The organism is Methanosarcina acetivorans C2A, from assembly GCF_000007345.1.
Taxonomy (GTDB): Archaea; Halobacteriota; Methanosarcinia; order Methanosarcinales; family Methanosarcinaceae; genus Methanosarcina; species Methanosarcina acetivorans.
In genome coordinates, this window is sequence record NC_003552.1 from 5,204,462 (window position 1) to 5,219,258 (window position 14,797).

The window sequence follows — 14,797 nt, forward strand, 5'->3', positions numbered from 1 at the left end:
GATAGAAGTTGCTGAAAACCGCAGGTTTTCAAAGTCTGTAAAAAATAGCTTCGCAGTTATGAAATGAAAAAATCTTCATTTACACCATTGTACACTGGTATAACTCTTCTCCCTTCCTGTCACAATTCCCGAGTTGCAAACTTTAGCCCGTAATCGAGATCAGAGTAAAAGTTAACACTTTGATATTGGAGGAGGAAAATTATGCAAATGAAAGGGTCCGGGACACGAAAAGATCCCGTATGCGATATGGAGGTTATGGAAAGGGATGTAGAATACAAAAGCGATTACAGAGGCAGAACTTATTATTTCTGCTCGTATGACTGCATGAAAAGGTTTCAGGATGATCCCGAAAAGTATCTAAGCTTCCATAGTCAGGAAGTACAACAGAAATGAGAATAGTGGCTTCCATTGATCACCGATTAAGTATTTCATTCCTTCCCATCTTACTCTTTTTGGATCCAATTACTTTAATTCTTATTCAAACAATTCATCTCTAATCTTTCTCTTTTTGCATGTGGGTCCAATGCTTGACTTTTATATTCACTTTACACAGTTTCAAAAAATTTTTGAGTTCCACATCTCTGAATTACTGTCAATATTCCTCAATTCTTGCAAACATTTGAGTTTTGTAGAATCCAGGATCAACAAGAAGAACACCATCTTTGATCCATGAACCTATTTTTAATGTTTTGATTTCAGTTTTGAATGAAAACATCTTGGAAGTTTTCGAAGTTCTTTCTAAGTTTTCTACAAGGCTCTTTTGCAAGCTCTTAAAGCGTGTCTTAAAATTCAATTTGATTATACAATTGGGATAGGACTCATGTATTTGGATTGAAAAACGGTATAATTGAACCGTTAAATGTCTAAAGTTTAAATATTAACCATGATGTCTAATGCATTTGATATTATGTATCGAGCGAATAAGTCAGATCTAATTAATTTACGGAGTAAACTTAAGATCAACAATGCTTACTACCCAAATGTAGAAATGATTTGAATTTTAAGACAGCCTCTTAGATGTCATGAATTACACATTGAGGAAGAAACTCAACAAGTTAGGGAGTGGATCAATAATACCAGATGCTATAACTTATGTTTTTACTGGATAGAGTTTCATATTTTCTTTTCAAACTGGTAAGTGTACGATGCAAACGTACACCGAAACTGAGAGTTAAAATCCAAAAGAGTATGATAGGATCAAGTTTACGTTCATGTATTATAAGGCCGGTTTCTTTAGCGCAGTTTGCCTTAACCACTCTCCGGAAATGTTTCTTGAAGAGTGACCTTTAAGAGTAGCTTAGGAACAAGGAGACATAAGGTAAAGGGATCCAGATCTCATTATAAAAAACTATTATAAAAACAAGTACATGAGAGAGTATTCATTGCTTAACCGCTGATGCATGAATGAGATTTAGAAAAATTATCATAGGATAGAAAAAGTTAAACAGAATATTCAGGGTGTTAATACTGATATCAACGTTCTTTATTCATTGGGAAAAGATGCAGGAAAAATTTTGAAACAAGCTATTAGCTTTAAGATTCAAACTTGTTATCATTTTTGTTAGATTTATATTTTCTTACTCCGATAACTATTGACAGTTTGAAGTTAAGGTATTGGATTTTGGAAGTTAAAGTGTCAGATAACTTAACTCTTTGCGACCAACAAAAAAAGTGGGAATAAGAGTTAAAACAGCATATTATTAGAAGTATTTCTTCCTGAGCACCCCCTGAAAAAATTAATTTAGAAATCAATTGATTAAACATCAGCTAAAAAATATAGGGGACAAATAACACGTCTATAGCTTATGTGGGAGACCCTAAAAAATCGGTATCTAATTCATAAGCCAAAAATTCACCGAAAAAAAATTCCATGAATTTTCTTTTCAGTATCGAAAAATCGTAAAAACTTCATTCAGGCAAAGTAAGAGTTCCTTTGCTGAGGTCCAAAATCCTCCTTAACTTCAACTTTTTTCCAGAATAACGGTTAGCCTGGCGCTTCAAGGAGGTCCGAATTCCCTTCCCGGACACACTCTATATCTGGACGTGCCCGAGATTCCACACAGGCTAACCAAACCCCCTATGAAAACATAGGATACTTATATTATGGAGCAATTCTATATAATATTTTTGCTAATGTTTTAACATATCAAAAATCAGTTAGATAATAAACAATTTTGATATTAAATAGACATATAATTGCTAATCCTCGAGCACTGAAAAAACAGGAGCAAAGTAAATAATTTAAAGAAAAAGGTTAGCGTGTTAATTTTGTTCATGAAAATAATAAATATTAAAAAGTTAGTAGGTAGAAATTTACATATAATCAGGACAAAAAACATACAGTACATAATAACTTTACTTCCAATTCACAGCAAAGATGAGACTTTGCCGAAAAAGGACTCAAAAAACTTACCCATTAGTATTAATCAGGTTTGTCATTGATATTATTTTCCAAGGATGGATAGTAACCTGCTTTCGGAAGGTAACTTGTTTTTCTCGTAATATTTTTACTGATAGCGTCTTTGCTAGAAAATACATTATTCCTGATACTAGACATTATTGCAAAAACGGCTCATTGTTTATATATGTCGTGAGATTTGGGCCATATGTTAACCAGTTTCGAACCCGATATATATGTACATAATGTTTGAAAAACACCATCATTAAAAATACTTAAAATCTAATGTCGACCTGCCGAATATAGGATAGTAACAATTTTTGATTGATTTTTCATTTAATTCAGGATAACTCAATCCAAAAATAAGCCTAATGTTCCAAAGTGGTTGAAAAGGAAAAATACAAGATAGAATTAAAAAACTTATCGATTTTTTTCATAATAAGGTGGGGGTTTTGTTACCCTGCAGGGTAAGAATGATAAGCCAAAGATTTTTATTTGTAGAGGTGTTTAAAAGTTAGTTGGTCTAACCAAATTTTCCAGAGAAATCCTGGAACTTTTTAGAAGAAAAATTACTAGGTTTAAGCTAAAAAATCGCTTAATTTGTAATTCAAAATTGTGTGTAAAAATACTAGGAAGAGGATAAATGCTATAGTTATAAGGTAAAACCTTAGGAACTGCAAAAATTTTAATTTAGTTTGTCAAATTAATTCGTTTGATCCGGCGCTTCAAAAAGGTCCAAAATATGATCTGCCCACTTAGTAGAACTCAAAATAAGGTCAGATTCCGCCCAGATCAACCTTCAGCCCTATGAAAACACAGGAGGTTATAAAAAATATTAGACACTGACAGTAGGTACTGACAGCACTTGTTTTTCTTTACACGGTTCGATGCCTGAATTTGTTCCTTAAAACTGGAAACTCAGGTATGCCCTTCAGCGAAAATTTAGACGAGTATAGAGGTATCTTTACTTAAGGGCTCATTTTTAATTTTCAATTCGAACCGTGTTTTTCATTCAGCATTTTTCCGGATTTTTGGATGCTGTTATCATCTATTCGATCACCGGAAACTTCCAGAGCAAATACTTCAAAACCGGTTGATCCTAGACAAAAATCCGTGAGAATAAAAAACAGAAAAACTAAATCCAGTCGCTTCCTGCCTTCTTAAGGTCCGAAAAATTCTTGAGACAACAATCCAGTCCGATCAAAACCCCTCCTGAAAATTCAGATTTCAGATGACCGGGCATTTCCGCGCAGGCAGGCTTAACCCCTATGAAAAAAGAGGAGAAACGAAAATATGAACAAACATACATTGAAAATATTTCTGATTTGTCTAACATTGCTCCTGGTGACGGCTGCTCAGCCGGTACTGGGCTCCGACTGGGCTCAGTTCCAGAGAGATGTCTATAACACAGGTGTAACTGCAGACAGGGCCCCTATAACGGACCCTATGAACTCCACACTTTCCTGGGAGTATAAACTGGGAGCAAACGTTGATTCGGCTCCTATAGTGGCCGGAGACATGATGTATGCTCTGGTGGGTAACAATCACATCTATGCTTTTAACAGGATCACAGGCGAACTTGTCTGGGAAGAATCCACAAGTGGGAGTCTCGGCTTCCTGATAGGAAATGCAGCTGTCGGAAACGGGATAGTTTTTGTGCCGACCACTAACGGGCAGATCTTTGCTTTTGATGCAGAAACAGGGGACTTGAAATGGAATAAAACTGTAAGCAGCAAGCAGCTTGATACTCCTATTGTTTATTCAGATGGCAAAATCTACTTCGGGGAAGCAATGGGTGGACGCAATTATTACTGCCTGGATGAGGACGGTAACGAAGTCTGGAGCCGGACCGCAACAACCCAGGAAAGCAGTCAGGGATCCTACTATTGGGCAGGAGCTGCAGTAATCGGGAACAACCTGGTTTATGGAGACAATGATGGATACATTGTTTCCGTGAATAAGGATACTGGAACTGACATTGCTGAAATAAATGTCTCTGAAGAGTTCGGGGTAGACTGTAAAGAAATCCGGTCCTCAATCCTTTATGTTGAAGACCTGGGAAGAGTTTACTTCACGTCTACGGGAGGATACTGCTTTGCTCTTGGTTTTAACCCTGCTGACGGGACCTTTAAGACTTCCGACAAACACAGTGCAAACATCGCCTATGCCTCTACCACAACTCCTGCCTATTACAACGGAAGAGTCTACATAGGTTCGGGAGAAATAATGAAAGCCAATGGAAATGGGGTTTATTGCCTTGATGCCGATTTGACCGGTGTGATCTGGAATTACCCTGTGGGCGGCACAGGGATAGTTCAGTCCTCCCCGGCACTCTCCACATACTACGACGATGGGGACGGGGAAGTCTACATATACTTCACGGTAAACGCAAAACCCATAGGGGGCGTGTACTGTCTCAAGGACTTACCCGATTCAACGAGCCCCGAACTTGTCTGGAGTTACGTCGAAAGTGGCAAAACAGACTTTTCTCTTCCGGGAGTCGCAATCTCTGACGGCTGGGTCTATTACGGAACCGACAACAAATACATCTTCGGACTCACAACTCCTGATTCGCAGGTACCTGAAGCACCTACCGCTGACTTCAGCGCGACACCCGTTTCTGGAGACGCACCTCTAACTGTCAGCTTCGCCGATCTTTCCACGGGCGATGGAATTACCACCTGGGCATGGGACTTTGAAAACGACGGAAATGTGGACTCTACAGAGCAGAACCCGAGCTACACTTATTCCGATGCAGGAACCTACACCGTTAGCCTCACGGTTACCGGGGAAGGCGGAAGCGACTCTGAAGAAAAAGCTGACTACATCAGTGTATCCGAATCATCTGCGCCTGTAGAACCGGTTGCTGCTTTCGCTGCGGATGTAACTAGCGGCACTGCTCCTCTGACCGTTAATTTCACGGACCAATCCACAGGTTCACCTATTGCCTGGGCATGGGACTTTGACAACGACGGAAACGTGGACTCAAGCGAACAGAACCCGAGCTACACTTATTCCGATGCAGGTAGCTATACCGTAAACCTAACAGTCACGAACGAAGCTGGAAGCAACAGTGCTGTGGAAACTGATTATATTACAGTATCCGAATCTTCCACACCTACAGAACCTGAACCGGTTGCTGCTTTCGCTGCGGATGTAACTAGTGGCACTGCTCCTCTAACCGTTAATTTCACGGACCAGTCCACAGGTTCACCTACTTCATGGGAATGGGACTTTGACAACGATGGAAATGTGGACTCTACCGAGCAGAACCCGAGTTACACTTATTCCGATGCAGGCATCTATACCGTTAAACTGACTGTCAGCAACGAAAACGGTAGTGATGTCCTGGAAATTCTGGAAATGATCACAGTTAAAGAAACTGTAGTTTCCGAGGATGCCTGGTACCAGTTCCACAAAGACGCACAGCACAGCGGATATAGTAGCTCTGATGCTCCTGACAGCGCTAACCTTGCCTGGATTGCCGAGCCTCTTAATGATACGTATTCCCTTGTTCCGAGTTCAAGCGTGGTTATTGCCGAAGGAATGGTCTTCGGACTCTGCAACGGCCCTGTCGACGAATATGGTAACCCTCTGACTTCAGAAGGCCAGCTTGTTGCCTTTGACGAGGAAACAGGAGAAGAAATCTGGAATGTAACCGTAATGGCGCCAGAATGGGGTTCATGGTCATGTCCTGCTTACGATGATGGAAAGGTTTTCGCATCTGCAGGGAAAAACACTTACTGTGTAAATGCTTCTACCGGAGATATCATCTGGACATTCCAGAACCCGAGTGAACTTGCATCATGTAACGGCGGCCCTTCAATAGGAGATGGAAAGGTATTTGCCAGCGACTGGGACGGAGGAAATTATTACTGTCTTGATGAAAACACGGGAGAACTTCTGTGGACTTTCAAGATAGATGGGCTCTATGCACAGTCTACTCCTGCTTACAAAGATGACAGGGTATATCTTTCAGGATGGACTACCGTAAATGCAGTCTACTGCGTAAATGCAACCACTGGAGAACTGATATGGGAAAATGAAGAGTTATCAAGCAACCCGTGCGGGTCCATAACAGTTACCGAGGAAGGGCTCTACCTTTCTATTTACAGTTTCGGGACAGAGGATGGGTTCTACAAGCTTGACCTGACCGACGGACATGAAATATGGGGAAGACCCGATATACCCCCTACGGATTCAACACCAGCTGTGGTAAATGGAAAAGTCTATTTGTCGGCGGGTACGGCGGGATACAGTGACCTCAATACCTATTGCCTTAATGCCTCTGACGGGAAAACAATATGGGTAACTGATTCTTCTGAGAATATAGGAGACTGGGTATGTTCACCTGCTGTTGCGGATGGAAAAGTCTTTACAGGAGGGGCAGCTGAAGGACTCTTTACTGGCTCTTCAACACTCTATGCTTTTGATGCAGAAACAGGAGCAGTGGTCTGGAGTTATAAAGGCTGTGGAGGCTCACCGGCAGTTGCAGACGATATGGTATTCAGTACAGGAAGCGGAAAACTTTACGCTTTCAAGGAAGCAGAAGTACTTCTCCCTGAAGCAAAATTCAGCTCCAATGTAAGTTCAGGAGAAGCACCCCTGACTGTCGGCTTCACCGACGAATCAACTGGAGAAGGCATCACAGCCTGGGAATGGGACTTTGACAACGACGGAACCGTGGATTCCACTGAGCAGAACCCGATCCATACTTATGACAATGCAGGCAGTTACACTGTCAACCTCACCGTGACCAGTGCAGAGGGAATCGACTCTGAAGTAAAGATGGACTATATCAATGTTTCTGAGTCCTCAACACCTGGAGAGCCTGAACCAGTTGCTGCTTTCATTGCAAATGTGACTAGTGGCACTGCTCCTCTAACCGTTAATTTCACGGACCAGTCCACAGGTTCACCTACTTCATGGGAATGGGACTTTGACAACGACGGAAATGTGGATTCCACAGAGCAGAACCCGAGCTACACTTATTCCGATGCAGGCAGCTACACCGTGAACCTCACAGTTACAAACGCAGAGGGAAGCAATTCCGAAGTGAAGACTGAGTATATCACGGTTGAGGAAGCTTCTTCAGGGAGCCAGAACGGGTCATCAAGTGTGTCCCTGAATGTAACCATTGTTCCGGTGATTTCCCTTGAGGTCTCTCCTTCAGCCCTGGATTTCGGGGAACTGTACCCTGGAAAAACCAGTGAGCTCCAGTATCTAACTCTCAAAAACAGAGGGAGCTGTGACATAAATGTTACAGCCGTAGTCTGCGACTGCTCTGCTGAAGATGAGCTTTTCAGCCAGGGACTGCTACTGGACTCTCAGCTATGGAATAATTACTGGAAAGTAGTAGGAAAGAACAGTCAGGAAAACACTTCAGTAGCTCTGCAGGTTCCGGCTGATTATGCCGGTTCCGGAAACAAAAAAGGGACAATAACCTTCTGGGCGGAGGCAGCCGAATAAGGCTGTTATCCTCCTTTCTTTTTTGAATGAAAGCTCAGATTTTTTATTGGAGAAAGGGCAACCCTACGAACAGTTCAATTATTGTGTATATAAGAATATTGTGTGCCTGAGGACTTATGAAGGAAAACTAAAAGCAATGTCATTAAGCATTAACAATTGTACCCACATAGATTTTTTATCCAACTTATTTTCTTTTTACACAATATTCAGTAGTATTTTTTAATATATGTGAGAATACAAATATTTTGCTCTATTGCTGCCCCTGCTGATATAACACCTCCAATATCGATGAAAAACTCCTGAAAAGTCGAGCTGAAACAGAAGTACAGAACAACGAATTGAATTCCAACCTGCAAAAAACTTAGTGCTCATTTAACTGCATGAGCACACGGAAAACTTTTATAATTTATTTCTTCCCACAACAGCAGAAACCGGAGCATGCTCAATAACAGGGAAACGGGTACCCAGTGAAAAAAATCTGGAATAGAATCTGAAAAATTTTCTTCATTTTTTCAGGGTCCTGAAGGAGCGTGTTACCCATAAGAGTAAGAATAATTAGCCAAAGATTTTTATTTGTAGAAGCTACAAATATCAATCTGTTTAATTGTATCTATATTAGTTAAGTCAAATATTTCTGAAAAACTTGGAACATTTAGACAAAATCATTCCATATATTGCTAATTTGTATCCAGCTAAGATACGAAAATTCCTGAATAACTTGGTTGGTCTGACGCTTCAAAAAGGTCCGAAACCTGAGTCGGTAGCCCCACCATACACAAAATATGGTCCGATTCTTTCGCCCAGAACAACCGCCAACCCCATAAAAACATAGGAGGAACTCAAAAAAAGAGACTAAAAACACTTGTTTTTATACACGGCTCTTGCTTGAAATTTGTTTTAAACGAACTGAAAGTCAGGTATGCCCTTCACCATCAGGTATGCCTTTCATCAAAGATCTTGACAAGTATTGAAGCATTTTTGCCTAAAGGGCGAATTTTAATTTGAGCTGTGTTTTTCATATTCAGCATTTTTCCGGATTTTGAAATACTATCATTATCTGTTAGGTCACCGGAACTTTCTACAGCTAAGTAGTTCAAAACCGGCTGATCCCAGGAACTCAAAATCCGTGAGAATAAAAAAACAGATTAACAAAATTCAGTCGCTTCCTGCTTTCTTCAAAGGTCCGAAAATCCTTTAACCAAAAAAATTTCCTGCCCGAGCAAACCGATTATCAAATATTCGGGGATCCGGACATTTCCGCGCAGGTAGGCTGAAACCCTATGAAAAAATAGGAGAAACGAAAATATGAACAAACATACACTGAAAATATTTCTAATTTGTGTAACATTGCTCCTGGTGGCGGCTGCTCAGCCGGTACTGGGTTCCGACTGGGCTCAGTTCCAGAAAGACACATACAACTCCGGAATAACCAATGAGGCTGGCCCGATAAGCAATAACGGCAGTTATGCTTTCGCTGTCCTTACAAAATCCAGTGGAATGAGCGGGATAGATACAACGCCTGTGGTCGTCGACGATGTCGTTTACACCGTCGCTCAGGGTGTAGCTTTAGCCTTCAACAAGACCACAGGGGATCAAATATGGAATCACTCTGTAGGTGGCGGGTTCACTCTGGCCACGCCTGTGGTCGCCGACGGCAAGCTCTTCGCCGGCTCCAACAACGGCATCATCGCCGCACTCAACATCTCTACCGGCGCAGAGGTTTGGATCAACTCTACCGGGCTAGGCGGCGAGAAGGCGCAGGTGAACACACCTATAGTCTACGACGCCGGTAACATCTACTTCGGAACCTGGTTTTCCTCCGGCAATCCCGGCTCATACTACTGCCTGAACGCCACTGACGGCTCGTTCGTATGGGAGCGGGCCTGCACCAGCAGTGCGGGATACTACTGGGCCGGTGCTTGCGTGGTAGGCGACTATCTCGTATACGGTGGCGATGACGGCCACCTGGTCTCGGTCAACAAGTACACCGGGATGACCATGGAAGATGTGAGCACCGGCACCATCTTCAGCTCCGGCACCGGCAATATCCGTTCCTCCATGAGCTATGACCAATCAACCGGGAGGCTGTACTTCGCTGCCGGTTCCTCCTGCTACTATGTTGGGTTCGACTCCGGCACCGGCACATTCGTGAAGAGCGTGAAGGGCTCCGGGACGATGACGGGTTCCTCTACCTCCACCCCAGCCGTGTACAACGACCGTGCATATGTGGGCTGCGGAGGGTCTCTGTACTGCCTTGACGCCGATACCCTGGAAACAATATGGTTTTATACTGTAGGCGCCCAGGTGCAATCATCTCCTGCCATCTCGACCTACTATGATGATGGCAACGGGGAGATTTACATCTATTTCACAACAAACGATGCCTCTTGCGGTATGTACTGCCTCAAGGACATACCGGGCAACACCGAACCCATCGTGCGGTTCGAGTTCTTCCCGCCGGGCAGTATGAAGCAGTATAGCCTGCAGGGTGCGGCGATCTCCGACGGCATGGTCTACTATGGCAATGATGCAGGTTACCTGTTCGCTCTTGCGGATCCTGAAATACACTTCACTGCCAACACGACATACGGCTCCGCGCCGCTGACGGTTCAGTTCACCGACTATAGCGTCGGATCGACCGCATGGCAGTGGGACTTTGACAACGACGGGAACGTGGACAGCACGGAGCGGAACCCCATATATACGTACAGTGCGGCAGGTAACTACTCCGTCAATCTGACGATTAACAAGTCGACAGGCAGCGTTCAGGAACTCAAGACCGACTACATCACCGTGATCGAAGCGAAGCCTCTGGAAGATTATTTGACATATACCAGCGATAGCAGTTCGATAACAATCACCGGCTACACCGGCCCTGCCGGCGATCTGGTCATACCGGATGAGATAGATGGTCTTCCTGTCACAAAAATCGCCGACAGGGTGTTTCAAGGAACACCATTGACATCGGTGGTCATCCCTGACAGCGTCACCAACATTGGACTCTACCAGTTCCAGAACTGCGAGGACCTTATCTCGATCTACACGGGCGGAGTACCATCTATTTCAACGAACAATATCCGGAACTGCCCCTCCTTAGAAACGATAACTGTTGGCCACAGGCTTTCTTCTATTACCAGCTACTCGATCCGTGACTGCCCCTCCCTGGACGCCATGGTGTTTGAGGCCGAGGGCGACGCACCGAGTGCCAGTGGCAACTGGAACTATAATTGTCCCAATCTGGTGGTGTACTACTGTGAGAACGCTACCAGCTTCACCACACCGAGTTGGGCTGGCAAGCCGTGTTATCCAATAGGCTCTCCAACCGCTGACTTTTCGACCAACGCCATTTCCGGCAGCGCACCGCTCACGGTACAGTTCACCTATTCGGGTGTGGGTGCGAACGCGCTGTCCTGGTACTTCGACGGCGACGCTACTGTGGACAGCACGGCGAGGAACCCCAGTTATACCTACGATACACCGGGTACCTACTCGGCCACTCTGTATGTCAGCAACCCCTGGGGAAGCGACAGTAAGCTCAGTACAAACTATATTACCGTGACCGAGGCCCGCGCTGACGGTTGGGCTTACACCAGCGACGGCACCTCGGTGACCGTAACCGGCTACTCCGGATCGGACAGCGACGTGACCATACCCGGTGAGATCGATGGCCTGCCGGTGACCACTATCGGTGCCAGCGCGTGCAAGGCCCTCACCTCCCTGACCTCGGTGACCATACCGGACAGTGTCACCAATATCGACGCCAGTGCGTTCTACGGCTGCACCAACCTGACCTCGGTGACTATACCGGACAGCGTCACCAATATCGGCTCCAGTGCGTTCTACGGCTGCACCGGCCTGATCTCGGTGACCATACCGGACAGTGTCACCAATATCGACAACAGCGCGTTCCGTGGCTGCACCGGTCTGGATTCCCTCACCATTGGCAATGGCGTCACCACCATCGGCTCCAGTGCGTTCTACGGCTGCACCGGCCTGACCTCGGTGACCATACCGAACAGCGTCACCACCATCGACACCAGTGCATTCTATGGCTGCACCAACCTTACTGTCATGATGTTCAATGGCAATGCGCCGACGACGGTCGGCAGCAACTGGGCATCGGGCACCAACCTGGTGGCATATTACTCCGAAGGCGCTACTAACTTCACAACCCCTGAATGGAACGAAGTCCCGTGCTACCCAGCACTCACCGCCGCGACCGCCGAGTTCACTTCGAACAGCGTCTATGGCAGCGCACCGCTCACGGTACAGTTCACCTATACGGGCGTGGGCGCTAACGCGATGGCCTGGGACTTTGGCAACGACGGAACTGTGGACAGCACGGCGAGGAACCCCGGTTACACCTATGATGTGCCGGGTACCTACTCGATCAAACTGAATGTCAGCAACCCCTGGGGCAGTGACAGTGAAGTAAAGACAGCCTATGTCACCGTAGCCGAACAGGTCGATAACTTTACCTATACCTCCGATGGCACCTCGGTGACCATAACCGGTTACTCCGGGCCGGGCGGCGATGTCGTCATACCGAGCACGATAGGGGACCTGCCGGTCACCGCTATCAGCGGCAGTGTGTTCAAGAGCAATACCAACATCAACTCGGTAACCATACCTGACAGCGTCACCACCATCGGCTCCAGTGCTTTCTACGGCTGCACCGGCCTGACCTCGGTGACCATACCGAACAGCGTGACTACCATCGGCAACAATGCGTTCAACGGCTGCACCGGCCTGACCTCGGTGACCATAGGAAATAATGTCACTAAAATTGACGATAGAGTGTTCTACGGCTGCACCGCCCTGATCTCGGTGGTCATTCCTGACAGCGTCACCAGCATCGGCGACAGCGCGTTCTACCAGTGCAGTAACCTGGCTTCGGTGACCATACCTGACAGCGTCACCACCATCGACAGCTATGCGTTCCGTGACTGCACTGCACTGACCTCGGTAACTATACCTGACAGTGTCACTAACGTCGAATCAAGGCTGTTCTACGGCTGCACCGGCCTGACCTCGGTGACCATAGGGATTGGCCTCGATGAGATCCCCTCTTATATGTTCTACGGCTGCAGCGCCCTGACATCAGTAACCATACCGGACAACGTCACCGAGATAGGTATCAATGCGTTCCGCAAAACCGCCCTGACCTCGGTGACCATAGGAAACAATGTCACAACCATTGGCAGCAGTGCGTTCCGCGACTGCACCGCTCTTACCTCGATGGTGTTCACGGGCGATGCTCCTTCTTCGGTGAGCAGCAGCTGGGTGGATGGATGTCCCGACCTGGTGGCGTACTACTACGAAGACGCTACCGGTTTCACCACGCCGACTTGGAACGGCGTCGCCTGTTACCCGCTGACAGCGGCACCGGTGGCGGACTTCGAGGCCGACGTGACATCAGGAATCGGACCTATGATTGTGAATTTCACCGACCAGTCAACAGGCATTGTTTCATCCTATGCATGGGACTTTGATTCCGACGGAACTGTGGACTCAACTGAGCAGAACCCATCGTATACATATATTTCAGCCGGTACTTTCACTGTCAACCTTACGGTTGCAAATGCAAACGGGACCGATTCCGAGGTAAAGACCGATTATATCACAGTATCCGAACCATCTACGCCTGCAGAACCGGTTGCTGCTTTCACTGCGGATGTAACTAGCGGCACTGCTCCTCTAACAGTTAACTTTACCGACCAGTCCTCAGGTACACCTACTGCCTGGGCATGGGACTTTGACAACGACGGAAACGTGGACTCAAGCGAACAGAACCCGGGCTACACTTATAATGCAGCCGGAAATTACACCGTAAATCTGACTGTGGAAAATGCTGCAGGGACTGACTTTGAGTTAAAATCGGATTACATAGAAGTTTCCGAAGCTTCCGGGTCAACCGTTACTCTCTATTTCGATCCGGAAAGTTCCTCAGTTTCAGAAAACGAATTTACTGAAATAAATATCCTTGCCAGTAATTTCCCTGCAGGTCTTTCAGGCTACAACCTGACTGTTGCTATCGACGACCCGGCTGTTGCCGAGATAGTTGATATAGAGTACCCGACCTGGGCTCTGATTACTCAGAACTCTACCCTTCCAGGCTCTTCTATCTACATGAAGACTGTTGACCTGGAAGATGCCGTTCAGGAAGGAGCAGCAAATGTTGTGCTTGCTACTCTCACGGTTTCTGGAAAGGAGAAAGGATCTGCGAACCTTTCGATAGGGGTTAAACGTCTGGAAGAAGATTCCGGAGACTCTATCGAACCAGCTCTCCTGGCAGGGACAATTGAGGTGACCCCTCTGTCGCCCCTGCCTGATCAGGAATATGCCCCTAAGGACCTTGACGGAGATGGCCTCTACGAAGACCTCACAGGAAACGGGGAGTTCAGTTTCGTAGATATAGTGGCATACTTCCATAACATGGACTGGATAGAGGAAAATATGCCGGTGGAGTACTTCGACTTCAACGGAAATGGAAGGATAGACTTTGATGATGTGGTGGATATGTTTGCAATGATCTGAAGAAAAAGAAAAAAGAAAAAAAATAATGAAGTAGAGAAAAAGGAATTAAAAAGACTAAATAGAGAAAAACTTTCTCATATCCAGCTGATTATGCTGGTTGTGGGAATAAAAAAAAGGACAATGACATTCTGGGAGGAGAAAGCCGAATAGAGCTGTTTTCCTCCTTTCGTTTTTTGAAATAAAGTTCAGGACAAAAAAATCAAGGATTTATATTAAAAGAGGTGACGGGGGAATTGTTAGTCAACTGACTAAGAATAATTAGCCAAAGATTTTTATTTGTAGAAGCAACAAATATCAATCTGTTTAACTGTATCTAATTAGTTAAGTCAAATATTTCTGAAAAACTTGGAACATTTAGACAAAATCATTCCATATATTGCGAATTTGTATCCA

Annotated in this window: 4 protein-coding genes and 1 pseudogene; 3 read left to right on the forward strand and 2 right to left on the reverse strand. The window is 45.2% G+C overall.

Annotated elements, in window-relative coordinates; genetic code table 11:
- Positions 1-201 precede the first annotated feature (201 nt).
- Positions 202-393 carry a YHS domain-containing protein gene (locus MA_RS22360; protein WP_083755969.1) on the forward strand — a complete coding sequence of 64 codons (192 nt, stop codon included), beginning with the start codon at positions 202-204 and terminating at the stop codon, positions 391-393.
- Positions 394-592: 199 nt separating this feature from the next.
- Here MA_RS22360 and MA_RS27700 read toward each other — a convergent pair whose 3' ends face one another.
- On the reverse strand, positions 593-715 hold the full coding sequence (locus MA_RS27700; RefSeq protein ID WP_394296000.1) for a hypothetical protein: 123 nt from the start codon (positions 713-715) through the stop codon (positions 593-595).
- A gap of 355 nt (positions 716-1,070) precedes the next feature.
- Positions 1,071-1,315, reverse strand: a pseudogene (locus MA_RS27705) (IS4 family transposase); the annotation flags it as partial.
- A gap of 2,376 nt (positions 1,316-3,691) precedes the next feature.
- On the opposite strand from MA_RS27705, the gene MA_RS22365 reads away from it, so the two are divergent.
- Both MA_RS22365 and MA_RS22370 read left to right on the forward strand, forming a co-directional pair.
- A complete protein-coding gene (locus MA_RS22365) occupies positions 3,692-7,867 on the forward strand; it encodes a PKD domain-containing protein (protein ID WP_048065948.1) in 4,176 nt (1,391 codons plus the stop codon).
- A gap of 1,305 nt (positions 7,868-9,172) precedes the next feature.
- Positions 9,173-14,404: a leucine-rich repeat protein gene (locus MA_RS22370; protein WP_011024166.1), complete on the forward strand. Its 5,232-nt coding sequence runs from the start codon at positions 9,173-9,175 to the stop codon at positions 14,402-14,404.
- The last annotated feature ends 393 nt before the right edge of the window (positions 14,405-14,797 follow it).

Excerpts from the sequence above, each read along its gene's own strand:
- MA_RS22360 (WP_083755969.1), top strand. The coding sequence starts at position 202 with ATGCAAATGAAAGGGTCCGGGACACGAAAAGATCCCGTATGCGATATG.
- MA_RS27700 (WP_394296000.1), bottom strand. The coding sequence starts at position 715 with ATGTTTTCATTCAAAACTGAAATCAAAACATTAAAAATAGGTTCATGG.
- MA_RS22365 (WP_048065948.1), top strand. The coding sequence starts at position 3,692 with ATGAACAAACATACATTGAAAATATTTCTGATTTGTCTAACATTGCTC.
- MA_RS22370 (WP_011024166.1), top strand. The coding sequence starts at position 9,173 with ATGAACAAACATACACTGAAAATATTTCTAATTTGTGTAACATTGCTC.